Source organism: Pseudomonas sp. CAM1A (genome assembly GCF_047501685.1).
In the GTDB taxonomy this organism is placed as follows: Bacteria; Pseudomonadota; Gammaproteobacteria; order Pseudomonadales; family Pseudomonadaceae; genus Aquipseudomonas.
Map to the genome: position 1 here is coordinate 1 of NZ_JBFNXP010000001.1, position 25,957 is coordinate 25,957.

General features: G+C 64.0%; 23 protein-coding genes and 1 riboswitch. Of the genes, 7 read left to right on the forward strand and 16 right to left on the reverse strand.

What is annotated here, in order from left to right; translation table 11 throughout:
• Window positions 1-723: 723 nt before the first annotated feature.
• Together ABZO33_RS00005 and orn are read right to left on the reverse strand one after the other, a co-directional pair.
• A complete protein-coding gene (locus ABZO33_RS00005) occupies window positions 724-1,335 on the reverse strand; it encodes a trimeric intracellular cation channel family protein (protein ID WP_203648189.1) in 612 nt (203 codons plus the stop codon).
• An 88-nt stretch (window positions 1,336-1,423) separates the two neighbouring features.
• Window positions 1,424-1,966, reverse strand: a complete 543-nt coding sequence (orn, locus tag ABZO33_RS00010) for an oligoribonuclease (RefSeq protein ID WP_414534368.1) — start codon at window positions 1,964-1,966, stop codon at window positions 1,424-1,426.
• A gap of 109 nt (window positions 1,967-2,075) precedes the next feature.
• Here orn and rsgA point away from each other — a divergent pair, with 109 nt between their 5' ends.
• Complete coding sequence (rsgA, locus tag ABZO33_RS00015; RefSeq protein WP_102682170.1) at window positions 2,076-3,107, forward strand: small ribosomal subunit biogenesis GTPase RsgA; 1,032 nt, start codon at window positions 2,076-2,078, stop codon at window positions 3,105-3,107.
• A 146-nt stretch (window positions 3,108-3,253) separates the two neighbouring features.
• On the forward strand, window positions 3,254-3,733 hold the full coding sequence (locus tag ABZO33_RS00020) for a molecular chaperone Tir (RefSeq protein ID WP_414534369.1): 480 nt from the start codon (window positions 3,254-3,256) through the stop codon (window positions 3,731-3,733).
• 32 nt (window positions 3,734-3,765) lie between these two features.
• On the opposite strand, the gene motB is transcribed toward ABZO33_RS00020, so the two are convergent.
• Window positions 3,766-4,782, reverse strand: a complete 1,017-nt coding sequence (gene motB / locus ABZO33_RS00025; protein ID WP_414534370.1) for a flagellar motor protein MotB — start codon at window positions 4,780-4,782, stop codon at window positions 3,766-3,768.
• 3 nt (window positions 4,783-4,785) lie between these two features.
• Window positions 4,786-5,637 carry a flagellar motor stator protein MotA gene (gene motA / locus ABZO33_RS00030; protein ID WP_414534371.1) on the reverse strand — a complete coding sequence of 284 codons (852 nt, stop codon included), beginning with the start codon at window positions 5,635-5,637 and terminating at the stop codon, window positions 4,786-4,788.
• Between the two features lie 130 nt (window positions 5,638-5,767).
• Between motA and ABZO33_RS00035 the strand changes: the two genes are divergently transcribed.
• The 3 genes from ABZO33_RS00035 to asd are packed head-to-tail and all read left to right on the forward strand — an operon-like array spanning window position 5,768 to window position 9,031.
• Window positions 5,768-7,303: an HDOD domain-containing protein gene (locus ABZO33_RS00035; protein ID WP_414534372.1), complete on the forward strand. Its 1,536-nt coding sequence runs from the start codon at window positions 5,768-5,770 to the stop codon at window positions 7,301-7,303.
• 45 nt (window positions 7,304-7,348) lie between these two features.
• Complete coding sequence (rhdA, locus tag ABZO33_RS00040; RefSeq protein WP_414534373.1) at window positions 7,349-8,158, forward strand: thiosulfate sulfurtransferase; 810 nt, start codon at window positions 7,349-7,351, stop codon at window positions 8,156-8,158.
• A 9-nt stretch (window positions 8,159-8,167) separates the two neighbouring features.
• Window positions 8,168-9,031, forward strand: a complete 864-nt coding sequence (gene asd, locus ABZO33_RS00045) for an archaetidylserine decarboxylase (RefSeq protein WP_414534374.1) — start codon at window positions 8,168-8,170, stop codon at window positions 9,029-9,031.
• An 86-nt stretch (window positions 9,032-9,117) separates the two neighbouring features.
• On the opposite strand, the gene serB is transcribed toward asd, so the two are convergent.
• Window positions 9,118-10,332: a phosphoserine phosphatase SerB gene (serB, locus tag ABZO33_RS00050; protein ID WP_414534375.1), complete on the reverse strand. Its 1,215-nt coding sequence runs from the start codon at window positions 10,330-10,332 to the stop codon at window positions 9,118-9,120.
• Window positions 10,333-10,468: 136 nt separating this feature from the next.
• On the opposite strand from serB, the gene ABZO33_RS00055 reads away from it, so the two are divergent.
• Window positions 10,469-11,920 (forward strand): histidine kinase, encoded by a 1,452-nt coding sequence (locus tag ABZO33_RS00055; RefSeq protein WP_414534376.1) that lies wholly within the window; start codon window positions 10,469-10,471, stop codon window positions 11,918-11,920.
• Between the two features lie 180 nt (window positions 11,921-12,100).
• Here the strand turns inward: ABZO33_RS00055 and ABZO33_RS00060 are convergent, their stop codons facing one another.
• The 9 genes from ABZO33_RS00060 to ABZO33_RS00100 form a co-directional block, all read right to left on the reverse strand.
• Window positions 12,101-12,811, reverse strand: coding sequence for a membrane integrity-associated transporter subunit PqiC (locus ABZO33_RS00060; protein WP_414534377.1), 711 nt, complete (start codon window positions 12,809-12,811; stop codon window positions 12,101-12,103).
• A gap of 176 nt (window positions 12,812-12,987) precedes the next feature.
• Window positions 12,988-15,246: a DNA topoisomerase IV subunit A gene (gene parC, locus ABZO33_RS00065; RefSeq protein WP_414534378.1), complete on the reverse strand. Its 2,259-nt coding sequence runs from the start codon at window positions 15,244-15,246 to the stop codon at window positions 12,988-12,990.
• Between the two features lie 10 nt (window positions 15,247-15,256).
• Window positions 15,257-15,775, reverse strand: coding sequence for a TIGR02281 family clan AA aspartic protease (locus tag ABZO33_RS00070; protein ID WP_414534379.1), 519 nt, complete (start codon window positions 15,773-15,775; stop codon window positions 15,257-15,259).
• Window positions 15,772-16,758 (reverse strand): esterase-like activity of phytase family protein, encoded by a 987-nt coding sequence (locus tag ABZO33_RS00075; protein ID WP_414534380.1) that lies wholly within the window; start codon window positions 16,756-16,758, stop codon window positions 15,772-15,774. The genes ABZO33_RS00070 and ABZO33_RS00075 overlap by 4 nt, the downstream gene beginning before the upstream one ends.
• A complete protein-coding gene (gene parE, locus ABZO33_RS00080; RefSeq protein ID WP_414534381.1) occupies window positions 16,755-18,659 on the reverse strand; it encodes a DNA topoisomerase IV subunit B in 1,905 nt (634 codons plus the stop codon). Before parE ends, ABZO33_RS00075 begins: the two co-directional genes overlap by 4 nt.
• 33 nt (window positions 18,660-18,692) lie before the next feature.
• Window positions 18,693-19,301, reverse strand: a complete 609-nt coding sequence (locus tag ABZO33_RS00085) for a YqiA/YcfP family alpha/beta fold hydrolase (RefSeq protein ID WP_414534873.1) — start codon at window positions 19,299-19,301, stop codon at window positions 18,693-18,695.
• Window positions 19,302-19,411: 110 nt separating this feature from the next.
• Window positions 19,412-20,215, reverse strand: a complete 804-nt coding sequence (gene cpdA, locus ABZO33_RS00090; protein WP_414534382.1) for a 3',5'-cyclic-AMP phosphodiesterase — start codon at window positions 20,213-20,215, stop codon at window positions 19,412-19,414.
• Between the two features lie 85 nt (window positions 20,216-20,300).
• Entirely contained in the window at window positions 20,301-20,753 is a 453-nt protein-coding gene (locus tag ABZO33_RS00095) for a DUF1249 domain-containing protein (protein ID WP_023630808.1), read from the reverse strand.
• Window positions 20,744-21,361: an NUDIX domain-containing protein gene (locus tag ABZO33_RS00100; RefSeq protein WP_414534383.1), complete on the reverse strand. Its 618-nt coding sequence runs from the start codon at window positions 21,359-21,361 to the stop codon at window positions 20,744-20,746. The genes ABZO33_RS00095 and ABZO33_RS00100 overlap by 10 nt, the downstream gene beginning before the upstream one ends.
• Before the next feature lie 184 nt (window positions 21,362-21,545).
• Here ABZO33_RS00100 and ABZO33_RS00105 point away from each other — a divergent pair, with 184 nt between their 5' ends.
• Complete coding sequence (locus tag ABZO33_RS00105) at window positions 21,546-22,292, forward strand: RsiV family protein (protein ID WP_414534384.1); 747 nt, start codon at window positions 21,546-21,548, stop codon at window positions 22,290-22,292.
• On the opposite strand, the gene cytX is transcribed toward ABZO33_RS00105, so the two are convergent.
• Both cytX and thiC read right to left on the reverse strand, forming a co-directional pair.
• Window positions 22,261-23,544, reverse strand: coding sequence for a putative hydroxymethylpyrimidine transporter CytX (gene cytX, locus ABZO33_RS00110; RefSeq protein ID WP_414534385.1), 1,284 nt, complete (start codon window positions 23,542-23,544; stop codon window positions 22,261-22,263). The two genes, ABZO33_RS00105 and cytX, sit on opposite strands and share 32 nt — an antisense overlap.
• 142 nt (window positions 23,545-23,686) lie before the next feature.
• Window positions 23,687-25,567 (reverse strand): phosphomethylpyrimidine synthase ThiC, encoded by a 1,881-nt coding sequence (thiC, locus tag ABZO33_RS00115; protein WP_414534386.1) that lies wholly within the window; start codon window positions 25,565-25,567, stop codon window positions 23,687-23,689.
• 157 nt (window positions 25,568-25,724) lie between these two features.
• A riboswitch (TPP riboswitch) is annotated at window positions 25,725-25,831 on the reverse strand.
• Window positions 25,832-25,957: the final 126 nt, after the last annotated feature.

A 25,957-nucleotide genomic window follows, 5' to 3' on the forward strand; every position in this document is an offset into this window, starting at 1 on the left:
CAAGGCATGGTCAGATCCTCGAAAACCGACCCTGCCAGTTAAAGACTGTTACCTATGTGCGTGAACTGATTTGTAACCCATGTGGGTGAGTCATACCCGCAGCGTTTTTTGGTTACTTTTTGTCGCGTTTGACAAAAAGTGACTCGCCGTAAGGGCGAAAAGGTGATTATGCGTCACCATAGCAAATGAATGCGTTTACATCTGTAGACACCCACGCCGACCGACCTTGACTTTGACTTTGACTTTGACTTTGACTTTGACTTTGACTTTCAGAGCGTGAGCTTTGAAAGTTATACGCGCATTCATTGACGATACCGACGCATAATCACCTTTCCGCCCTTACGGCGGGTAACTTTTTGAAGGATCAAAAAGTCACCAAAAAATCCTCGCTCCATCATCCGGCCCCTACGCTTCGCTCCGGGGTTCCCTCGCTCCGTTCTTGCTCCCGGGAGGACCGCGCTGAACGCCCCATCCTGGGGCGCAGCGCTTGACGGGCATCCATGCCCGTCACCTCCCTCCGCAAGAACTCCGCTCGTTCTCCTGAAGTCGCAATTTGTGTCGCCTGAACTATCGCGCACTTAGAAGCAAGAGCAGATCAAGATCAAGATCAAAAGACTTTTTAGTTAGCGAACGAGCCACTGACAGTGAGTCCATAGTTGCACCATCACGCCACCATGCCGACTCCCACAGCGACAACTTAACGCTCAGCGAACCGCAATAAACTTACTGCTGATCATTGTAATGAAACTTCGGCATCTCCCAATGAAACCGAATCGCCAACAACCGCACCAGAAAACCACCAAACAGTGTCAGCAACATGGCCTGTTCCGCAGGTACGTTGAAGTAAACACACCCCAGATAGAACCAAGCCGCCGCGAACGAAACACTGGCATACAGCTCCCGCCGAAACACCAACGGTATGTCGTTACAGAAGATATCCCGCAGGATCCCGCCAAACACCCCGGTAATCACCCCACTGATCGAAGCAACCAGGAACCCCTGCCCCATCTCCAGCGCCGTCATGCAACCGATCAAGGTGAACGCCACCAGCCCCAAGGCATCGAGCACCAGGAACAACGAACGCAGGTGGCGCATCAACGGCGCGATAAAGATGGTCAGCAGCGCCGCAAAGCTGGTCAGCACCAGGTACTCGGGATGCTTCACCCAGGTCAGCGGGTAATGCCCAAGCAACACGTCACGCACCGAGCCGCCACCGAGGGCGGTAACGCAGGCGATCAGCACCACACCGAACCAGTCCATGCCGCGGCGGCCAGCGGACAAGGCGCCGGTCATGGCTTCGGCGGTGATGGCGATGAGATAGAGCATCAGCAACATGGTGCAGGTCCGTGCGGGAAAGGCGCGCAGTCTACCCAGTCACGCGGGGCACCAAAAGGGGCGCGCCGACGATCATCGGCGCACAAGGTCAGACCTTGATGAAATGCTCGCGGTAGTGACGCAGTTCACCAATCGACTCACGGATATCATCCAGCGCCAAATGGGTGTTGCCCTTCTTGAAGCTGTCACGCACTTCTGGCGCCCAGCGCGCGGCCAGCTCCTTGAGCGTGGACACATCGAGGTTGCGATAGTGGAAGTAGTTTTCCAGCTCACGCATGTGGCGATAGAGGAAACGGCGGTCCTGGCAGATGCTGTTGCCACAGATCGGCGACTTGCCCTTCGGTACCCACTGCTCGAGGAAGGCGATGGTCTGCGCCTCGGCCTCGGCCATGCTCACCTTGCTCTCGCGCACGCGCTGGGTCAGGCCCGAGGCGCCATGGGTGCGGGTGTTCCACTCGTCCATACGCGCCAGCACCTCGTCGCTGTGGTGGATGGCGATCACCGGGCCTTCGGCCAGGGTGTTCAGCTCGCTGTCGGTGACGATGGTGGCCATCTCGATGATGACGTCACTGTCCGGGTCCAGGCCGGTCATCTCCAGATCGATCCAGATCAGGTTCTGTGGATTTTGCATGAAAAGGCTCCTCGAATAGCCCGTCATATTAGCCTAGCGGGGCAGCTCGTGGGCGTGCCGTGCTAAACTGCCTGCCGTTTTCTTTCTGCCCCGCCTACTCGGAACCTTCATGGCCAAACGCCAGCTCAACCGCCGCCAGAACTGGCGCATCGAAAAGATCCAGGGTGAACGCGCCGCTCGCGCCGCCAAACGCGAGCAGCATGTGCTGCAGGAACTGGAGGGTGGCGACCTGGGACCGGAGCAACTGGGCCTGGTGATTGCCCACTTCGGCGTGCAGGTCGAGGTCGAGGCCCAGGACGGCGAGGTTGCGGGCCAGGTGTTCCGCTGCCACCTGCGGGCCAACCTGCCGGCGCTGGTGACCGGCGACCGTGTGGTCTGGCGCGCCGGCAACCAGGGCATCGGCGTGATCGTCGCGCAGATGCCGCGCAGCACCGAGCTGTGCCGGCCGAACAACCATGGTCAGCTCAAGCCGGTGGCAGCCAACGTCGACCTGATCGTCATTGTCTTCGCCCCAGCGCCCGAACCGCACCCCAACCTGATCGACCGTTACCTGGTCGCCGCCGAGCATGCCGGCATCCGCCCGCTGCTGCTGCTGAACAAGGCCGACCTGATCAACGACGAGAACGCCCCGACTCTCAACGCCATGCTTGAGGTCTACCGAGGCCTGGGCTACCCGCTGCTGGAAGTTTCGGCGCACCAGGGCGATGGCATGCAGCGCTTGCAGCAGACGCTCGATGGTCATATCAGCGTGTTCGTCGGCCAGTCGGGCGTGGGCAAATCCTCGCTGGTCAACAGCCTGCTGCCTGATGCGGGCACCCGTGTTGGCGACCTGTCGGAATGGTCCGGCCAGGGCACCCACACCACCACCACTGCACGCCTCTACCACTTCCCCAATGGCGGTGACCTGATCGACTCGCCAGGCATCCGCGAATTCGGCCTGGGCCATGTCAGCCGTGATGATGTCGAGGATGGCTTCATCGAATTCCGCGAACTGATCGGCAACTGCCGCTTCCGCGACTGCAAGCATGACCGCGAGCCTGGCTGTGCGCTGCTCAAGGCCCTGGAAGACGGCAGCGTTACGCAACAGCGAATGAACAGCTACCGCTCGATCATCGCCAGCCTGCCGGAAGACACCTATTGAGGTGGCGGCAAGCACGCCAGCATCGTAGGAAATTTTACCGGAGCAGGTAGGACCGCTCCGGTTTCGCGGTCACCTATTGTCCCTCCCGCTGCTTTCCCTGATGGTCATGACTTTGTCGTCGGTATTGATCAGGGAGGGCAGCACAGATGCCGGTATTCATCAGTTACCACCAGAACGAACGGCTCGATGCCTTCATCCTCAACGAACGTTTGCTACTAGAAGGCATTCCCACCCAACTCGTCCCCTTCGACAGTGAAGGACAGACCCACGACGACCTGCATGGCAGTTTTTGCCAACACATGGCCGATGCCACTCACTGGATCGGACTGCTCTGCGAGGCCCATGCTGAAGACTGGTGGACGGCCTGGCTACTGGGCGCAGCGGCCATGGCGCATCGACGGGTGACTTTCTACCACGCTGGCTCGACTGACCTGCCGCAGCGGCTGGGCAAGTGGCCAGTAATGCGCGAGCGAGAGCATATAGACCTGTTCGTGCGCGCCTATCATGACGAGCAGACCTTTGGCCGGGCCATGGCTTCGCCCGCCGGGGGTGGCGTAGTGTCGGACAGGGACAATGCGGATTTCTTCCATGCCGATCTCAAGGCCAAGATCAGGCGGGGGTTCTGAATGCATCGGGGCCGCAAAGCGGCCCCTGTTGCTTACTGGTCTTTGGCCTCATCCATCTTCAGCACGCCATCCTCGAAGATGTTCAGCTTCTGACGCAGCTCGCGCGGCTGCATCGGCGTATCGCCCGGTGTCGCGGCCGCACCTGGCGCAGCGCCCGCAGGCGGTGTGTCAGCGGCAGGCGGCGCAGCCTCCGGCTTGCCCTGTTCACCCTCGATATCGCGCTGGGCCTTCTTGGTGAGGACGATGATGTCGATACGGCGGTTGACCGGGTTGAACGGGTTGGCACGGTCGAACAGCGACGACGAAGCATAACCGACCACGCGGGCCACCTGCTCATCCGGATAGCCACCGGCGACCAATGCACGACGCGCCGCGTTGGCACGGTTGGCCGACAGCTCCCAGTTGCCGAAGTCGCCGGTGCCGGAGTACGGCTTGGCATCGGTATGGCCACTGATGCTGATCTTGTTCGGCACCGCCTTGATGGTGTCGGCCATGGCCAGCAGGATGTCTTCGAAATACGGCTGCAGGCGTGCGCTGCCCAAGTCGAACATCGGCCGGTTCTCGGCGTCCATGATCTGGATGCGCAGGCCGTCCTGGGTGATCTCGAACAGGATCTGGTCCTTGAACTTCTGCAGTTGCGGGTTTTCCTCGACCTTGTTCTGCAGCTCCTGCAGCAGCAGCTCGAGGCGCTCGCGCTCGACCTGTTCGGCCATGGTCTCTACCTGGTCCTTGTCCAGCTGCAGGCTGGTGTCGGGCGTCGGCTCGGACTTCACTTCCGGGTTGATGGTCTTTTCCGGCGCCAGTTCTGGCGAGCCACCCAGATCGATGATGTAGGGCGTGCCACTTTCGGAGAAGCCGATCGGGTCCTTGAAGTAACCGGCGATGGCGATCTTCTGCTCGGGCGTGGCGGTCGACAGCAACCACAGCACCAGGAAGAACGCCATCATCGCCGTGGCGAAGTCGGCGAAGGCGATTTTCCAGGCGCCGCCGTGATGGCCGTCGCCAAAGCGCTTGACGCGCTTGACGATGATGGGCTGATTGTTCTCCATGGCTTAGCGACCGCGTACTGCTTGTTCCAGCTCGGCGAAGCTCGGGCGGTGCGCCGGGTACAGCACCTTGCGCCCGAACTCGACCGCCAGCGACGGCGGCATGCCGGAAGCCGAGGCCACCAGCGAGGCCTTGATCGCCTCGTAGACGTTCAGCTCTTCCTTGGCATCGTGGCGCAGGGCGTTGGCCAACGGGCCGAAGAAGCCATAGGCAGCAAGAATACCGAAGAAGGTACCGACCAACGCCGCACCGACGTGCAGGCCGATGGACTTCTGGTCACCGTCACCCAGCGAGGCCATGGTCACCACGATACCCAGTACCGCCGCGACGATACCGAAACCAGGCATGCCGTCGGCGATGCCGTTGACCGCATGGGACGGGTGCTCCAGCTCTTCCTTCATGCTCAGCAGCTCCATGTCGAACAGGCCTTCGAGCTCATGGGGCGCCATGTTGCCGGTGGACATGATGCGCAGATAGTCGCAGATGAACGCGGTCATGCGCTCATCGCCCAGCACGGCCGGATACTTGGCAAAGATCGGGCTGGCCGCGGCGTCCTCGATGTCCCCCTCGATGGCCATCATGCCTTCACGACGGCTCTTGTTGAGGATCTCGTACACCAGGCCCAGCACTTCCAGGTAGAAGGTATGGGTGAAACGGGTGCCGAACATCTTCAGCGACTTCTTGATTACATGCATGGTCATGTAACCAGGGTTGGCCTGGAGGAACGCACCAAAGGCCGCGCCGCCGATGATCAGCACTTCGAACGGCTGGATCAGTGCCGCGATCTTGCCGTGGGAAAGCACGTAGCCGCCAAGCACGCTCGCGAATACGACGATGATGCCGATAATTTTAGCCATAAGTTGGAAGCACTTGCTGTCGTGGTCAGGATAGGGAACGGAAGCTTGAAAACTCTTCTTCTACTTATCGGCAGAACTGCGCCAGACTATAGCCACTCATTGCGAAAAGCCAGTTCGGACTGATGTCAATATGCCAATTGAAACCAAGGTGCCAAGTCAGGTTCCGTCGAGTCTAGAGGCCTGGATCAAGCTACTCGACGGGATCCGCGTACCGGTGCCAAAAGAGAGCCATGATCGCGTGCTGCAGGCTATCAACGACAGCAGCCGCTCCCTGCGCGATATCGCCGAACTGATGCAGGACAGCCCCGCGCTGGTGCTCTGCGTGCTGCGCGAGGCCAACCACCCGGCCAACGCCAGCCAGGCGGAACCGGCCGAAAGCCTGGAAATAGCCCTTAACCGCCTTGGCCTGGCCCGCGTCAGCAAGCTGCTGGCACGCCTGCCATCGCTGCCGGCCGACGAGATCCCGCCGGTGCTGCGCCAGTTCCTGCTGATCAGCCAGCATGCCACCCAGCAGGCCAACGGTCTGTTCGCCAGCCGCCTGGCGCGGCTGTGGCAGGAAATCCACTGGGGCAGCCTGTTGTTCCTCTCGCCCCTGTGGCCCCTGGCCCTGGCCTATCCCAAGCTGCTGGACACCTGGGAGCTGCGAGTTATCCACAAGGGCGAGGAGGCTGCCGAAGTCGAGCAGCAACTGTTCGGTGTGCGCATCATGCAGTTGTGCCAGGCCATGGCCGAGCACTGGCGCCTGCCCGAGTGGGTCACCCAGGGTTACCGCCTGTTGATGGGCGAGCGCGAACAACTGGCGCAGGTGCTGAACATCGCCCGCGAGCAGGACCCGCTGGTCCAGCAACAGCGCCTGGACGAAGAGCCGGCCCTGCGCCGCTGGTTCAACCAGCCCCCAAATACCGTGCTGCTGGCCAACGGCCTTGCCCTCGCCGCCCAGGTTGGCTGGGACAACCCGCATTTGCTGCGCTGGCAGTTGCTTACCGCCCTTTATCTGCAGACCACGCTGGATGATGTCCAGCAGCAGGTTCACCAACAGGCCGCGGCCAGTGCCCGCCATCACGCCCGGCATGCCCTGTTCCACCCGGCCGAGGCGCTGATCTGGCCCTGGCACCAGCGCCGTCCGCACCCGGACATGCTGACACCACCGCCACCCAGCACCGAAGATCTTGGCCGCTGGCGCACGTTGTGCCAGGAACTGCTCGCCCAGCCGAGCCCGTTCAGCAATACCGTGCACCTGGCCACCCAGGCCCGTGAAGCGCTGCTGGCGTGCGGCATGCAGCGCCTGATGCTGCTGAGCCTGGACAAGGCTACCGACTACCTGCGGGTGCAGCAGACTGCGGGCCTGCCCAAGGAAGCCGGCGTCATTGCGTTGCCGATCGCGCAGAACAAACTCCTGCAGAAACTGATGAGCAAGGCCGGGCAATTGCGCCTGACGCCGGACAATCACGCCCAGTTCACCGCGCTGCTGCCGGCGCCACTGCGCGTATTCTTCCGCAGCGAACACCTGCTGCTGCGCTCGCTGGCGGTCGGCGACCAGGTGCTGATGCTGGCAGTGGCCGACCAGGACGGCAAACCGCTGGCCGATGTCAGCGTGCAGGCCTTCGGTAAAACCGTGCAATGCATCGAGCGCGCCCTGGCCCTCTTCGGCAACCGCCATTCATGATTGCCTTGCGCTACAATCGCCCCCTTTGCACCCTGGAGACCGTGGATGACTGACTTTTCCGGCTTGCCTCTGGTGATCGAAGCCGAGGACCTGCTGCCGCGCCTGGAATCGCCGCAACTGATCCTGGTCGACCTGACCAGCGTCAACCGCTATGGCAGCGGCCACATCCCCGGGGCGCGCTTCGTCGATCCCAAGCGCACCCAACTGGGCCAGCCACCAGCGCCTGGCCTGCTGCCGGCACGCGCCGACCTGGAAAAGCTGTTCGCCGAACTCGGTCATCGTGACGATGCGGTCTACGTGGTCTACGACGACGAAGGCGGCGGCTGGGCCGGCCGTTTCATCTGGTTGCTCGACGTGATTGGCCACCAGCACTACCACTACCTGAACGGCGGCATACAGGCCTGGCCGGCGGACAGACTGTCCACCGAGGTGCCCGCCAGCATGGGCGGCGCGGTGAGTCTGCGACTGCACCCGGAGCCCACCGCCACCCGCGAATACCTGCAAAGCCGCCTGGGCGCCGCCGACCTGGTCATCTGGGACGCCCGCGGGCCACTGGAATACAGCGGCGAGAAAGTGCTGGCCGCCAAAGGCGGGCATATTCCTGGCGCGATCAACTTCGAGTGGACCGCCGGCATGGACCTCAACGACCACCTGCGCATCCGCAAGGACATCGCCGTAGTCCTGCAAAACCTGGGCATCACCCCCGACAAGGAAGTGATCACCCACTGCCAGACCCACCACCGCTCCGGCTTCACCTACCTCGTGGCCAAGGCCCTAGGCTATCCACGGGTGAAGGGCTATGCCGGTTCCTGGGGCGAATGGGGCAACCACCCCGACACGCCCGTCGAAGTTTAAGGACGCTCAATGAAATCCCGCTTGTTCATCATCAGCCAGTACCTGCTGCCGCACCACCTGCTGTCGCGGCTGGCCGGCTGCGTCGCCGAGTGCCGCGCCCGCTGGTTCAAGAATGCCTTCACCGCCTGGTTCGCCAAGCGTTACCAGGTGAACATGTCCGAGGCACTGGTCGAAGACCTCAGCGCCTACGAGCACTTCAACGCCTTCTTCACCCGTGCCCTCAAGCCCGGCGCCCGCCCGCTGGACGAGACCTCCGGCGCGATCCTCTGCCCGGCCGACGGCGCGGTCAGCCAGCTCGGCCCGATCGAGCACGGCCGCATCTTCCAGGCCAAGGGCCACGGCTACAGCGCCCTGGAGCTGCTGGGCGGTGATCCGGCCCTGGCCGCGCCGTTCATGGGCGGCGAATTCGCCACCATCTACCTGTCGCCCAAGGACTACCACCGCGTGCACATGCCGCTGGCCGGCACCCTGCGCGAGATGGTCTATGTGCCGGGCCGGCTGTTCTCGGTCAACCAGACTACCGCAGAAAACGTACCGGAGCTGTTCGCCCGTAACGAGCGCGTGGTCTGCCTGTTCGACACCGAGCGTGGGCCGATGGCCGTGGTGCTGGTCGGCGCGATGATCGTCGCCTCGATCGAAACCGTCTGGGCCGGCCTGGTCACGCCGCCGAAGCGCGAGCTGAAGACCTTCCGCTATGACGAGGCCAGCCGTGCGCCGATCCATCTTGAGAAAGGCGCCGAGCTGGGCCGCTTCAAGCTGGGCTCCACCGCCATCGTGCTGTTTGGGCCAGAGCAGGTGAAATGGGCCGAGAGCCTCGGTGCCGGCTCCGCCGTGCGCATGGGTGAGCTGCTGGCGCAGCCGGCCCAGGCCTGATCATCCGGTAAGCAAAAGGCCCTGCATGATTCACGTCATGCAGGGCCTTTTTCATAGGGCCGGCTTTGCAGCCCCAGGGCTCAGGATCATCCGCGTGCTTCGCGATCGCGTACGCCGAGCAGGTACAGCACACCATCCAGGCCCAGGGTCGAGATCGCCTGCTTGGCCGACTGACGCACCAGCGGCTTGGCGCGGAATGCCACACCCAGGCCGGCCAGGGACAGCATCGGCAGGTCGTTGGCGCCGTCGCCGACGGCAATGGTCTGCTCGAGCTGCAGGCCCTCTTCACTGGCCAGTTGCTGTAGCAGATCAGCCTTGCGCTGTGCATCGACGATCGGCTCGACAGCCACGCCGGTGACCTTGCCGTCCACCACTTCCAGCTCGTTGGCAAATACGTAGTCGATGCCCAGGCGCGCCTGCACCTGCTTGGCGAAGTAGGAGAAGCCGCCGGAAAGGATCGCAGTCTTGTAGCCCAGGCGCTTGAGCTCGCCGAACAGGTGCTCGGCACCCTCGGTCAGGCGCAGCGAGGCGCCAATCTGGTCCAGTACGCCCACGTCCAGGCCCTTGAGCAGCGCCATGCGCTCTTTGAAGCTGGCCCGGAAATCCAGCTCGCCACGCATCGCGCGCTCGGTGATCGCCGCCACCTGCTCACCGACACCGGCAGCCTTGGCCAGCTCGTCGATGACTTCAGCCTCGATCAGCGTCGAGTCCATGTCGAACACCGCCAGGCGGCGGTTGCGGCGGAACAGGTCGTCGCGCTGGAAGGCGATGTCGATGTTCAGCTCTTCGGACAGGGCGAAGAAGTCGGCGCGCAGGGCCTGGGCGTCGCTGGCTTCGCCACGCACGGAGATTTCCAGCGCGGACTTGCCCTTCTCGATCTGGGCATCCAGGGCCACTCGGGCCGACAGGCGCTCGATGCGTTCGATGGTCAGGCCGTACTGGCTGATGATGGCGCTGACCCGCTGCAACTGTTGTGGGGTGACCCGGCGGCTGAGCAGGGTGACGATATGGCGGGCCTCGCCCTGGCTGTCGGCCCAGTGCTGGTAGTCGGCCTCGGAAATCGGCGTGTAGCGCGCCTGCAGGTTCAGCTCATGGGCCTTGGCCTGTACGCTCTGCAGCAGCGCGGTGGCCACCTCGTTGTCGGGGATGTCGACCAGAATGCCGAACGACAGCGTGCCGTGCATGACCGCAAGGCCGATGTCGAGAATATTCACACCGCCCTGGAGCAGGACGCCGGTGATGGCCGCGGTGAGACCTGGACGGTCTTCACCAGTGATGTTGATCAGGACGATTTCGCGCAAGACCGGGGCTCCAACTCGATGAAAAATGCGCATTCTACCGATTTTCCATGACCATCGGGCGCCAACGCTACTTTGCCGACAAAACACGTATCGCTATACTGCGCAGCAACTTTCTCGCCATAAAGAGCCGAGCTCTGTGAACCGGCCCACGCCCGTAAAACCCGACAACTTCTTCCTGATGATCTACCGAGCCCTGAGCCAGCGCCGAATCCCACTGGCCCTGCGCATTGCCAGCCATAACATCTTCCTGGTGGCCCTGGCCTTGGTGATCTATGCCTGCGTGATGGGCTTGCAGTTCAAGCAGGCCATGCACGAGCAGGCCGATGCCGTTGGCCAGAGCCTGACCACGCAAACGGCCACATCGGCCACCGAGCTGCTGGTGTCCAACGACATCCTTAGCCTCAACGTGCTGCTCGGCAACCTGGTGAAGAACCCGCTGGTGGCCCATGCCGCCATCTACAGCGTGGACAACCGCATCCTCGCCGAGGCCGGCCAGCGCCCACGCAATAGCTTGCTGGGCGAAACCGAAGGGGTCTACCAGACCAAGATCACCTTCCAGGACGTGACCGCCGGCCAGTTGCGCATCAGCCTGGACATGAGCCAGTTCCAGCAACCGATGCTGATCAGCCTGCAGAGCATGGGCATCCTTGCCGCGATCCTGTTGGCCCTGGCACTGACCCTCAGCCTGCGTCTGGGTCGCTTCATTTCCACCCCGCTGCTGCAACTGCGCGTCTGGTTGCGTGATCCGCACCCTTACACACCGGGCATCGACCGCCAGGACGAAATCGGCGATCTGGCCCGCCAGCTGCACGCCCGTCTCGCCCCGCCGCCGCCACCAGAGCAGGAAGAAGCGGATGTGGAAGACGATTTCGATGACATGCCTGCGCCCAAGGTTGACCCACGGGCGAAAACGGCAGTAGCGACGACCGATCACGATGAGGATGACGACGCGTTCGCCGACCTGATGGATGAGGAAAGCGTTCCGGCCAAAGCTGCCATCGTAGATTCCGACGAACCACAATACAGCGCCGTGCTGGCCGTGCAGCTGGGCTCCCAGGAGCAACTGCGCCGCCTGCCACGCACACGCCTGACCGAGCTGCTGGAGCGCTACCGCGACTGCCTGGACCAGGCCGCCTCGCTGTACGAAGGTGAGGTCCACACCCTGAACGACGGCAGTACCCTGCTGCTGTTCCACAGCCGTGACAGCGGCGAGGACTATCTGACCAACGCCATCTGCTGTGGCGAGCTGCTACGCGCCCTGGGCCACGCTCTGCAGATCGAGGTAGCCGACAGCGGCATCACCCTGCAACTGCAGCTCGGCCTGGTGCTGGCCGACGACCTGCAAGGCATGGATCAGGTCGACTTGCTGATGACTGAACAGGCTCAGGACGCCCTGGCCCTGTCGCAGCACAGCCGCAACCTGCTGCTGGTGGAACGCCGCATCAGCGATGACGCCCTGGTACGCCAGCGTGCGCGTATTCGGCCGATTGCCAGTCCTGAGGGCGCTTGCTGCGTCGAGCGCTTGATGGAGCCTTATCCGTCCATGCTGGAGCGCCAACTGGCGCGGATGCACGAGCGCCGCGCCTGAACCAACTCTGATTCAAGGCCTGCGTGGGAGCGGGCTTGCCCCGCGATAACGTCGGGGCAGGCAATGTTGCTGTCTTGGCGAGCCCTATCGTGGGGCAAGCCCACTCCCACGCCGTCCCGATCACATGGCGACGCCCACAAAAAAGCCCGCATCACTGCGGGCTTTTTCATGTCTGTCATATCAGAAGCGGAACACTTCCATATCGGTACGAATCGGTGAAGCCATCGGAATCTTTGGCTTCTCCGGCTCTTTCTTCACCTGCACCGGCGCGGCTGGCTTGCGTGGCGTCTCCTCGGCGATGGCCGGCTGGTTGGCCAGCGGCTTGACCGTGGTGCTCAGCTGTTCGACCAGCTTCTGCAGCAGCTGCCCCTGGGCTTGAACCTGCGCCGACTCGCTGCCCGCATGGGGCTGTTCGAGGTGGACGATACGGTTGTCACGCACCTGGCCACGGCGGTCCAGCACGCGCCACTGCGCATCGAGGATCGCCGGCTGGTTCTTGCCCGAGTCCAGGCGGGTGATAGACAGCAGCACCTGCACGTCCGGCGTGAAGCCGGCACTTGCCGGCGCCAGCACCACGCGTTGGCTGTCCAGGCGCCAGGCCAGCTGACGTACCAGCAACTGGTCGATATCCGACGAAAGGCTACCGGCCCAGCGACCGTCGGTCGCCGCAGTCAGGCTGCCATCGGTCTGACGCTGCAAAAAGGTTTCGCGTTGCAGGTAGTCGGCCACTGAAACAGGGCCAAGTACCACCGCCATGCCCGCAGCCTGGGTCGGCTGGCCGGGATCACCACTGTCGAGCTGATACAGGGCAACCGGCTGGTGCATGCTGCACCCGCTCAGGCCCAGCAAGCCAGTCATCAGCAGCGCAAATGGAAGGCGCAGAAATTTCATTCATCCCATCCAGGCGGTCGTCACCAGACTGACCGCAGTGATACTCATGTAGATTCATCCGGGCACTCGGCCACGCCGGCGCCAACGAGGGCCCTATCATCCGCGAAATAGTCGCCCGACTCCAGCATTTCCGCCCGAAGCGGCGTCGAAAACGCCGCAACAGACGGCCCATCCACTCAAGCAGGGGTTTCCACCAGCAACCCATCGACGCGCTGGAAACCACGTGGCAATTTGCTACCACGGCGACCCCGCTCGCCCTTGTAGTGCTCGAGATCATCCGGCTTGAGCGAAAGGGTACGCTTGCCAGCCTGCAATACAAGGGTCGAGCCCTCGCTGATCACCGCCAAGTCGGTCACGTACTCTTCGCGGCTGGCCACCCGATCACCCGGCACGCCGATGATCTTGTTGCCCTTGCCTTTACCCAGCTGCGGCAGGTCGGCGACCTTGAACACCAACAGGCGGCCCTCGGTGGTCACCGCGGCGAGCCAGTCCTGCTCACGATCGGCCACCGGACGCGGGGTCATCACCTTGGCGCCGTTGGGCAGGCTGAGCAGGCCCTTGCCGGCCTTGTTCTTGGCCTGCAGGTCCTCACCCTTGACCACGAAGCCGTAACCCGCATCGGACGCCACGACATACAGGGCGTCATCCTCCGGTAGCAGCACACAGTCGAAGGTGGCGCCCGGCGGCGGCGTCAGGCGGCCAGTCAACGGCTCGCCCTGGCCACGGGCCGACGGCAGGGTGTGGGCGGCCAGCGAATAACTGCGCCCGGTGGAGTCGATGAGCACGGCAAACTGATTGGAGCGCCCCGCTGCGGCGGCCTTGAAACCGTCACCGGCCTTGTACGAAAGGCCCGTGGCATCGATATCGTGGCCCTTGGCACAACGCACCCAGCCTTTCTCCGACAACACGACGGTGACCGGCTCGGTTGGCATCAGCTCGTTTTCCGACAGGGCCTTGGCCTCGGCGCGCTCGACGATCGGCGAGCGGCGGTCGTCGCCGTAGGTCTCGGCGTCCTTGATCAGCTCGCTGCGCACCAGCTTGCGCAGTTTGCTGTCGCTGCCCAGCAGCGCTTGCAGTTGCTTCTGTTCCTTGAGCAGTTCGTCCTGCTCGCCGCGGATCTTCATCTCTTCCAGACGCGCCAGTTGACGCAGGCGAGTCTCGAGAATGTAGTCGGCCTGGATCTCGCTCAGGTCGAAACGGGCGATCAAGGCCTGTTTGGGATGCTCCTCGGTGCGGATGATGTGGATCACTTCATCCAGGTTGAGGAACGCGGTGAGCAAGCCTTCCAACAGGTGCAGGCGCTTCTCGACCTTGTCCAGGCGGTGCTGCAGACGACGCCGCACGGTACCGATGCGGTACTCCAGCCACTCCAGCAGCAGCGCCCGCAGGTTCTTCAGCTGCGGACGGCCGTCGAGGCCAATGATGTTGACGTTGACCCGGTAGGTGCTCTCCAGGTCGGTGGTGGCGAACAGGTGCTGCATCAGCTCGGCGGCATCCACGCGGTTCGAGCGCGGGATGATGACGATGCGGCAAGGGTTCTCGTGGTCCGACTCGTCGCGCAGGTCGGCGACCATCGGCAGCTTCTTGGCTTGCATCTGCGCGGCGATCTGCTCGAGCACCTTGGCGCCGGAGACCTGGTGCGGCAGCGCGGTGACGACGATGTCGCCGTCCTCGATGCGATACACCGCGCGCATGCGGATCGAGCCTTTGCCGCTCTCGTAGATCTTCTGGATATCCGCGCGCGGGGTGACGATCTCGGCTTCGGTCGGATAGTCCGGCCCCTGGATATGCTCGCAGAGCTGCTCGATAGTGGCCTTGGGCTCGTCGAGCAGGCGCACGCAGGCGCTGGCCACTTCGCGCAGGTTGTGCGGCGGCACGTCGGTGGCCATGCCCACGGCGATGCCGGTGGTGCCGTTGAGCAGGATGTTCGGCAGACGCGCGGGCAGCACGGCCGGCTCCTGCAAGGTGCCGTCGAAGTTCGGTACCCAGTCGACGGTGCCCTGGCCCAACTCTGTGAGCAGCACCTCGGAGTAGCGCGACAGGCGCGCCTCGGTGTAACGCATGGCGGCGAACGACTTCGGATCGTCCGGCGCACCCCAGTTACCCTGGCCGTCGACCAGGGTATAGCGGTAGCTGAACGGCTGGGCCATCAGCACCATGGCCTCGTAGCACGCCGAGTCGCCGTGGGGGTGGAACTTGCCGAGCACGTCACCGACGGTACGCGCCGATTTCTTGTGCTTGGAGTCGGCATCGAGCCCCAACTCGCTCATGGCATAGACGATGCGTCGCTGGACCGGTTTGAGGCCGTCGCCGATGTGTGGCAGGGCGCGGTCCATGATCACGTACATGGAGTAGTTGAGGTAGGCCTGTTCGGTGAAGTCAGCCAGGGAACGGCGTTCGACGCCGTCGAGACTGAGTTCGAGTGAGTCGCTCATGCGGGCCTCGTCATTTCAGGTTCTGGCGCAGCAGCATGGTGCCGCCGCGCTGGGTAAATTCAAGTTGTTTCAGGGCACTCATGCCCAGCAGCACGCCCTGGCCATCCAGGCCGGGCACCACCAGCGCGCGCACGTCGCGCAGGTGGATATCGCCCAGTTGCAGGCTGTCGAGCCGCGTGCGGTAGCCTTGGGTACGGCCATTGGCGGTGCTCAACTGCACCGCGGCGCCACGCGCCAGGCCCAGGTCGCGGGCCAGCGCCTCGGGGATCGCCACGTCGGTGGCGCCGGTATCGAGCATGAAATGCACCCGTCGCCCATTGATCGCGCCATCGGCGACGAAATGGCCCTGGCCGTTGCTCAGCAGGCGCACCTCGACGAAGCCGTCGCCCTGCTCGCTCTGGACCACGCTGTTGGGGTTCTGCTGACGCTCTTCCCACTGGCCGAAAAAACGCGTGGCAAGGAACATCGCCGCCGCCCAGGCGACAATCATCAACACCCTGCCCGCGCGCTTGCCCGGTGGCTGGCTCATGGCTTGGCGCTCCAGCCGCCTTGCGGCGCATCGAAGCGCCAGACGATCGGCCGTGTTTCACCATCCACCCGCGGGCGGTCATTGTTGTCCACGCCGATCCAGGCACCACTCTTGTCGATCACCAGCGCCTCGGCCAGGCCGTAAGGCTGCGAGTAACGCCGCGATTCCATCAGGGCATCGGCGGCGAACGACCAGCAGCGCTCCACGGCGCCGGTGTCGGCATCCCGTCGGCAAATGCGGTAGGCATTGCGCTCGAGGGTGTACAGCTTGCCTTCGAACCAGGCCAGGTCGGCAAAGTCACGTGATACCGGGCGTGCCTCGGGGAACTGCGGCGGCTGCATCTCGACACCCGCCTCGCTGAGCAGCACGCAGCCGCGCCCGCAGGTCCACACCGATTGCTGGCGCTGCACCGCGAGCAGGCCACGGCGCTCGCGCTCGGCGGCCAACCACAGGCGATCGCCCGCCGGGTTGATCGCCAGCCCCTCGAACAGTGCGTTGAAATGCAGCAGCATGCCGCTGGCCCGCGCCTGGCGCACCATGGCCTGGTCGATTTTCAGCCAGTCGGGCTCACCGTCCACGGGCAACTGCAGCACGGCGGCGTGCGCCTCGCTGACGATAAAGAGGTTGCCGGCCTGATCGCAGGTGATGCCCTCGAAGTCCAGCTCGCCGCCGCGGATGTAGGACGCCGCCCAGTTGCGCGACTTGAGCCCCCAGGGCAGGCCGGTATCGGGCGCTGCCGGCGGGGTGAAGGTCAGTGGCTGGGCCTGCCACGTCGCGCCCTCCTGGTCCAGGCGGTAGATCCGGTCGTCATCGCGGTCGGACACCGCCCACAATGCCCCACGGCACCAGGCCAGACCCGACAGGTTGCCGCCGCGCATGCCATCGACCGCATGCTCGGCGCTGAGCTTGAGCTGCGGCCAGTCGCCTGCCTGGGCCTGCAGGGCAAACCACGCCAGGCAGGCCAGGAGCAACGGACGAATCAAACCAGGACCTCGGCCAGGTTGCCTTTGGTCTCCAGCCAGCTCTTGCGATCGCCCGCCCGCTTCTTGGCCAGCAGCATGTCCATGATCTCGGTGGTGCCCTGCACATCGTCCAGGGTCAACTGGACCAGGCGCCGGGTGTTCGGGTCCATGGTGGTTTCGCGCAGCTGCGGCGGGTTCATCTCGCCCAGGCCCTTGAATCGGGTGACCTGCGGCTTGCCGCGCTTCTTCTCGGCGACCAGGCGGTCAAGGATGCCGTCACGCTCGGCTTCGTCCAGGGCGTAGTAGATCTCCTTGCCCAGGTCGATGCGGTACAGCGGCGGCATGGCCACGTACACGTGCCCGGCCTCGACCAGCGGGCGGAAGTGCTGGACGAACAGCGCGCACAGCAGTGTGGCGATGTGCAGGCCGTCGGAGTCGGCGTCGGCGAGGATGCAGACCTTGCCGTAGCGCAGCTGCGAGAGGTCGGCTGCGCCCGGGTCGACGCCGATCGCCACGGCAATGTTGTGCACTTCCTGGCTGGCCAGGACTTCACCACCATCGACCTCCCAGGTGTTGAGGATCTTGCCGCGCAGCGGCAAGATGGCCTGGAACTCCTTGTCCCGCGCCTGCTTGGCCGAGCCACCGGCCGAGTCACCCTCGACCAGGAACAGCTCGGCGCGCATCGGGTCCTGGCCGGCACAATCGGCCAGCTTGCCAGGCAATGCGGGGCCCTGAGTGATGCGCTTGCGCTCGACCTTCTTGCTCGCTTTCAGGCGACGGCCGGCGTTGCTGATGGCCAGTTCCGCCAACTGCATGCCCAGCTCGGGGTGGGCATTGAGCCACAGGCTGAAGGCGTCCTTGACCACGCCGGAAACGAACGCCGCCGCCTCGCGGGACGACAGGCGCTCCTTGGTCTGGCCGGAGAACTGCGGCTCCTGCATCTTCATCGACAGCACGAAGCTGATGCGTTCCCAGACGTCCTCAGGGGCCAGTTTGACCCCGCGCGGCAGCAGGTTGCGGAACTCGCAGAACTCGCGCATGGCGTCCAGCAGGCCTTGACGCAGGCCGTTGACGTGGGTGCCACCTTGGGCGGTGGGGATCAGGTTGACGTAGCTTTCCTGGATGCTGTCGCCGCCTTCGGGCAGCCACAGCAGGGCCCAGTCCACGGCTTCCTTGTTGCCGGCCAGGCTGCCGCAGAACGGCTCGTCGGGCAGGCGCAGGTACTCGCTGACCGAATCGACCAGGTAGGAACGCAGGCCGTCCTCGTAGTGCCACTCGACCTTCTCGCCGGTGCCCTTGTCCTCGAAGCTGATGGACAGCCCCGGGCACAGTACGGCCTTGGCCTTGAGCACATGCTTGAGGCGGCTGATGGAGAACTTCGGCGAGTCGAAGTACTTCGGATCGGGGCTGAAGTACACGCTGGTGCCGGTGTTGCGCTTGCCGACGGTGCCGACCACCTCCAGCTCGCTGGCCTTGAAGCCGTCGGCGAAGGTCATCTGGTACTCGTTGCCGTCGCGCTTGACGCGCACGCGTACCTGGCTCGACAGGGCGTTGACCACCGAAATGCCGACGCCGTGCAGGCCGCCGGAGAACTGGTAGTTCTTGTTGGAGAACTTGCCGCCGGCGTGCAGCTTGGTGAGGATCAGCTCGACGCCGGAAACGCCCTCTTCGGGGTGGATGTCCACCGGCATGCCGCGACCGTCGTCGCTGACTTCCAGCGAGTGGTCGGCGTGCAAAACGACCTGCACGGACCGTGCGTGGCCGGCCAGGGCTTCGTCGACGCTGTTGTCGATGACTTCCTGGGCCAGGTGGTTGGGCCGGCTGGTGTCGGTGTACATGCCCGGCCGCTTGCGGACCGGGTCAAGGCCCGAGAGGACTTCGATGGCGTCTGCGTTATAGGCGCTAGCGCTGGGATTGGCCATGGGTTCTCGTCGTCAGTCTGGTGAATGCAAAAGTCAAAATACAGAAAAGTCCAGCGCCGCGTACTGCCCACGGGCAATGCCGGCGAACGCCAGCAGGGCCGGCAACTGTTCGGCGAAGCCCTGGTAACTGTGGTCGCCACCGGCCTGGATACGCAGGGCGCAGGCGCGGTAGTAGCGCTCGGCCTGGCGATAGTCCAGGGTTTCATCGGCGGTCTGCAACCACACTTGATAGCGGGCGGCGTCCTGCGGCGGCGGCACTTCCAGTTCGGCCAGGGCGTCCACGTGGTCGTGGGTAAGCTCCCAGGCTTCATCGGTATAGAGGTTGCGCTGGGTGCCGAGGTAACCGTCGAACAGCTTGTGCGGGGCCACCGCCGGGTTGATCAACAGCGCCTTGAGCCCGTGTCGCTCGGCCAGGTGGGTGGCATAGTAGCCGCCGAGTGAGCTGCCGACCAGCAAGGGCGCGCCGAGCTCGGCGATGGCCGTCTCCAGTTGGGCGATGGCCTGCCGCGGATGATGGTGCAGGGCCGGGACGCGCAGTTGCTCGGCCAGGCCGAGCTGCTGCATCACCGCTTCGAGCTGGCGTGCCTTGGTCGACAGCGGCGAGCTGTTGAAGCCATGGATATAGAGGATGGAACCCGACATGCTGCCCCCGGACGCAAAGACGCGCAGTGTAGCGTGTTCGATGGTCATTGGCGCAGCCTGGGGATTTTCGCAACAAATTCTTCAAATGACAGGGGCAACTGCGCGGCCCTTCAGTAGCCGGGGCTGTCGAAATCCAGCTTCACCACGAAATCCCGCGCCCGCTCCACCCCAGTCTCCAACCGCCCGTCGGCATGCAGGCGCAGCCAGCGGTAGCCCGGCTGTTCCTCGCTCACCTTGAAGTCCTCGCTGTGCGGCGCGAACTGGATGCAGGTCGAAGGCGTGGCAAGGAAACGGACGCCGTCACGCACTTCGTCCCATTCCTGGTGGATATGCCCCCACAGCAGTGCCTTCACCTGTGGATAACTGCGCAGACGCCGCAGCAGCTCATCGGCATTATGCAGCCCGATCGGCGCGATCCAGGCACAGCCGATATCCACCGGCTGGTGATGGCAGCACACCAGGCAATGGCGCTCGCCCGCACCGCTCAGTGCCTGGTCCAGCACGACCAACTGGTCATCGGCCAACAGACCGAAGGTGGCACCGACCACTGCCGAGTCGAGCATGACGATGCGCCAGGCACCGATATCGGTCACTGCCTGTACCAGTTCCGGCGCCACCTCGGCCATGACCCGCGCCTCGTCATGGTTACCTGGCAGCCAACGCGCCGGCGCGCCGAGCGTCGACGTCAGCTCGCGAAAGGCCGCGTAGGATTCGCCGCTGGCATCCTGAGAAAGATCGCCCGTGCACAGCAGCAGGTCGATGCGCGGTTGTTCGCGGCGAACCTGGCCGACCACGTGCCCGAGGCTTGCGCGGGTATTGAGGCCCAACAAGGTGCCCGCCGGTTCGGCAAACAGATGGGCATCGGTCAGTTGCACCACATGGACAGGTGACGGAGGTGAAAGTGGTTGCGGCAACGGCCGTCTCCTCGAACGGATTCAGCACGGATTATGGCGGCGGATCGCTTTCGAGCAAATACTCGAAACCGACGCGCATCACATTTCAGCGCACGGCTTCCAGTTCGTGGCCGCAGGCCAGGCAGTGGCTCAGCCATTCACCGAGGAACAGATTGAGCTGGGCCTTCTCGTCCGGCTGGTGCATCGCCGTGTTGGGATAGGGGTAGATGCTGCGCAGGCGACGCGCATGTTCGGCACTGACCACCTCGGCCATGCGCGCGTCATGGTAGACCTGCACCTCGAGCTCGGGCACCGGCAGCCAGGGCAGGCTGTGCTCCTGGCGCACCTTGAGCGTGGTGGTGTAGGGGCAGGCCAATAGCACTTCAAGCACCAGCACGCCGAGCATCTGGTCGCCCTGGGTCATGCCGATACGGCGCGAGCTCTGCGTGGTGCGCATGTCGGGCAACAGGCGCATCAGGCGGGCATAGTTGGCCTCGCAGGCGGACTGCAGCCCGACCAGGTCGACTCGATAGCGCTCGCGCAGCAGGTTCACTTCCACATACCTCGTACTTCGTCACGGTTCAGCGCCAGCCATTGCAGGCCGATGATCGTGGCGGCGTTGCAGATACGCCCGTCGCGTACGGCCTGCAGGGCATCCTCGAACGACCACACGCGCACGCGAATGTCTTCGCTTTCCTCTTCCAGGCCATGCAGGCCACCGGCCCCCTCACTGACGCAACGGCCCAGGAACAGGTAGACATACTCGTCGCTGCCGCCCGGTGACGGGAAGTACCGGGTCATCGGCCACAGCGCCGAGAAGGTCAGGCCCGCTTCTTCCTCGGCCTCGCGGTGGGCAACCTGTTCGGGTTGCTCGTCCTTGTCGATCAGCCCGGCGACCATCTCGATCAGCCAGGGGTTGGCCACCTTGCCCATGGCGCCCACACGGAACTGCTCGATTAGCACCACTTCGTCGCGCTGTGGATCGTAGGGCAGTACACAGACCGCGTCATGGCGCACGAACAGTTCACGGGTGAACTCGCGGCTCATGCCCCCGGCGAACAGTTCGTGGCGCAGGTGAAGCTTGTCGAGCTTGTAAAAGCCCTTGAACAGCGGCTCCCGCCGAGCGATCTCGACCTGGGTAGGCACTGTATTGTGCGTGTCCGTCATGCAAACTCCTCATGCCTCGTTTACCGCATCGCGCAATCCTACTCTGCGCACGGCCCGGTTTCATCCCTTTCCGCTGACCGTTCGGGCAGCCGGGACAGGCGTGTCACTCTCTGTTAGCTTAGTGGCGAACTGAAGGCCGCGCAGGCGGTCCAAGGCCGATCATCACCGTTGTGAAAGAGGCAACATGACGCTTGTCAAACTGACTTCCGTGGCCATCCTGGCACTGGCGCTCGGCGCCTGCCAGAGCCTGTTCACGCCCAACTACCGGGCCCCGCTCGAGGTCAAGCGCGAGGCCTGGGAGCACGTCAAGCCCGGCTGCAGCGAAAGCGACTGCCCGCTGGTCAACATCGACGTCGTGCACTTCCCAGCCCTGCCCAAGCTCGACGGCATTGTCGAGAAGCGCCTGCTGATGCTGACCGAGGACAACCAGCGCGGCACCCCGCCAGCCTCGCTGCAAGCCTATGAGCAGCAGTACCTGGCCCGCGCCGACAAGCGCAACAGCAGCTACCTGCAGGCCAAGGTACGCGAGCAGCATGACGGGCTGGTGATCGTCGAACTGTCCAGCTACCTGGACAGCGGCGGTGCCCACGGCATGCCTGGGCGCGGCTTCATCAACTACTCACGCAAGCTGGACAAGGTACTGACCCTGGACGACATGCTGGTGCCCGGCCAGGAGGCGACCTTCTGGAAGACCGCCGAGGAATCCCACCGCGCCTGGCTGATCAGCACCGGCATGGACAAGGACCCCGAGTTCGTCAAGACCTGGCCGTTCAAGCAGTCCCCGCACATCGCCCTGACCTACGGCGCGGTGATCGTGAAGTACGAGGTCTATGCCATCGCGCCCTACTCCATGGGCCATGTCGAGCTGAAGATCCCCTACCCGCGCCTCAATGGCGTGGTCAAGCCCGAGCTGTTTCCCGGCCGCGGCTGAGCGATAGCAGCAGGTGCAGTACCCCTGCCAGCAACAGTGCCGGCAGGGTCGCCCCCAGCTCCGGCGCCTGGCTGGCCATCAGGTGATAGGCCGCCACCCCCACGCCCCAGGCCAGCAGCGCCTGCCAGTGCAAACCCTCGACCAGCGCCGGCAAGCGGCGGCGGCGAATCACGAAGTGATCCACCAGCACCACGCCGAACAGCGGCGCAAACACCGAGCCGATCAGCAACAGGAAGTTCTGATACTGAGCCAGCGGCGCCAGCAGGGCTATCAGCGTGCACAGCATGCCGATAGCCAGGGCCAGGTGCTCGACCTTCATTTTCACCAGCAGGCCGGTGGACACCGCCGCCGAGTGGATATCGGCAAAGGCGTTTTCCGTCTCGTCCAGCAGGATCAGCAGCAGCGGAATTCCCAGCCCGGCGCCGGCCAGCGCCAACAACAGGGCATTCACCTCTCCGCTGGGCGCAAACGCCAAGGTGTAGGCCACACCCAGGCTCATCAGCCAGGCATTGCCGATGAAGAAGCCCAGCGCGGTACCGCCGAACACCCGGCTGGCGCGCTGGCCAAAGCGCGAATAGTCGGCGATCAGCGGCAGCCACGACAGCGGCATGGCGATGACGATGTCGAAACCCAGGGCCAGGGACAACGATCCATCACCGGGCTGACGCCACAGCTGGGCCAGGTCAGCCTTGGCGAACAGGTTCCAGGTCAACCAGGCGCAAGCGCCCAGCAGCAGCCAGATCCCCCATTTGCGCAAGACCTTGCGCACGAACGCCAGCGGCCCGCTGACCGCCAGCAGTGTGGCCAGGGCGCCAAAGCACAAGGTCCACAGCAGCGGGCTGCTCCAGCCGCTGCCCTCGCCGAACGCACGTGCGCCCAGCAGGCTGGCGGCATCACGCATGACGATGATCTCGAACGAACCCCAGCCCACCAGTTGCAGCAGGTTGAGCAAGGCAGGCAGGCGCGCGCCATGGCTACCGAGCGTGAGGCGCAAGGTCGCCATGGCCGACAGGCCGGTATCGCTACCGATCACCCCCACCGCTGCCAGCAGCAATACCCCCACCGCCGTGCCCAGGGTGATCGCCAGGATCGAGCCCGCCAGGCCCAGGCCCGGCGCCAGCAGACCGCCGACCTGCAGGACCATCAGGCCGATACCAAGGGAAAACCACAGCGAGAACAGGTCGCGGGCGCCGAACTGGCGATGGTGGGAGGGAACCGGGTGGTCGGGGGAGAAGTGGCTGGGGGTTGTCATTGTCTTGTTCGCCGGATGCCTGGAAGAGGGATAAAACGTGGGAGCGGCCTTGCCCCGCGATGGCGTCGGTAGACCCGACATCGCCATCGCGGGGCAAGTCGGGCCGCCGAACCGCCGCTCCCACGTTGTTACAACTGACGCGTCAAACTTTCTGATACAACTGGCTACCTTCCTGGCGGAACCGCTCGGACTGCTCGCGCATGCCCTGTTCGACTGTCACGTCAACGGTTTCGATCTTGGCCGCGTACTCACGCACTTCCTGAGTGATCTTCATCGAGCAGAACTTCGGCCCGCACATCGAGCAGAAATGCGCGACCTTGGCCGACTCCTTGGGCAGCGTCTCGTCGTGGAACGCACGGGCGGTGTCCGGGTCCAGGCCGAGGTTGAACTGGTCTTCCCAACGGAACTCGAAGCGCGCCTTGGACAGCGCATTGTCACGGATCTGCGCGCCCGGGTGGCCCTTGGCAAGGTCGGCGGCATGGGCGGCGATCTTGTAGGTGATGATGCCGGTCTTGACGTCGTCCTTGTTCGGCAGGCCCAGGTGCTCCTTGGGCGTGACGTAGCAGAGCATGGCGCAGCCGAACCAGCCGATCATCGCCGCGCCGATGCCGGAGGTGATGTGGTCGTAGCCCGGGGCGATATCGGTGGTCAGCGGGCCGAGGGTGTAGAACGGCGCCTCGTCGCAGCACTCGAGCTGCTTGTCCATGTTTTCCTTGATCAGTTGCATCGGCACGTGGCCGGGGCCTTCGATCATGCACTGCACATCGTGCTTCCAGGCGATCTTGGTAAGTTCGCCGAGGGTTTCCAGCTCACCGAACTGCGCCGCATCGTTGGCGTCGGCGATCGAGCCCGGGCGCAGGCCGTCGCCCAGCGAGAAGCTGACGTCGTACGCCTTCATGATTTCGCAAATCTCGTCGAAGTGCGTGTACAGGAAGTTTTCCTTGTGGTGCGCCAGGCACCATTTGGCCATGATCGAGCCGCCGCGGCTGACGATGCCGGTGACGCGCTTGGCGGTCAACGGCACATAGCGCAGCAAGACGCCGGCGTGGATGGTGAAGTAATCCACGCCCTGCTCCGCCTGTTCGATCAGGGTGTCGCGGAACAGCTCCCAGGTCAGGTCCTCGGCTACGCCATTGACCTTTTCCAGGGCCTGGTAGATCGGCACGGTACCGATCGGCACCGGCGAGTTACGGATGATCCACTCGCGGGTTTCATGGATGTGCTTGCCGGTGGACAGGTCCATGACCGTGTCCGAGCCCCAGCGGATGCCCCAGGTCAGCTTGGCCACTTCTTCCTCGATTGAGGACCCCAGGGCGCTGTTGCCGATGTTGCCGTTGATCTTCACCAGGAAGTTGCGGCCGATGATCATCGGCTCCAGCTCGGTGTGGTTGATGTTGGCCGGGATGATCGCGCGACCGCGAGCGATCTCCTCGCGGACGAACTCGGGGGTGATCTCTTTCGGGATGCTGGCGCCGAAGCTGTGGCCGGCGTGCTGCTGGCTCAGCAGGCCGGCGGCGCGGGCTTCCTGCAGCTTCATGTTCTCGCGGATGGCGACGTATTCCATCTCGGCGGTGATGATGCCCTGGCGGGCGTAGTGCATCTGCGAAACGTTGGCGCCAGCCTTGGCCCGGCGCGGGTTGCGCACATGGGCGAAGCGCAGCTTGGCCAGCTCGGCGTCGTTCAGGCGCTGCTGGCCAAAGTTGGAGCTCAGGCCACCCAGGCGCTCAGTGTCGCCACGGGCGTCGATCCACGCCGAGCGCACATCGTCCAGGCCCTTGCGCACGTCGATGATGACATTGGGGTCGGTGTACGGGCCGGAAGTGTCATACACCAGCACCGGGGCGTTTTTCTCGCCGCCGAAGTCGGTGGGGGTGTCGTGCAGGCTGATCTCGCGCATGGGCACGCGGATGTCGGGGCGCGAACCTTCGACATAGACCTTGCGCGAATTGGGCAGGGGTTGCACGGACTGTTGGTCGACTTGGGCCGACTCGCTCAGACTGATCGTTTTTTCTTGTTTGCTCATCACAGGCTCTCCAGACAGCTTCCTAGCGGGCGGAATGTCGGGGTGAACCTGAAAGGCGCGGACGCACCCGTGTTGACGAGTGCAGTGCCGGACAAGGGGTGCCGTGGGCTGCAAGCAGCTGTGGCGATCCCGGACCTGGCACAAGAGGCTCCCGGGATGTGAGAGCAATCTTGTTCCCTACGCAGGCGCTAACCTGATCAGGTTCAACGGGATCCGCAACTTTGCGATCTCAGCCTTTGCATCAAGGCACCCCGACAAGAACCTGCGCAGTCTAGACTGGAGTGGCCGGCAAAGCCAAGCGGGTAAATCCGGGGGGGTGATAAATGGCACATGCGGCGGATTGTTGAGGACGGCGTGCGGCACTACACTGGCGCATCGCTCGATACCCGA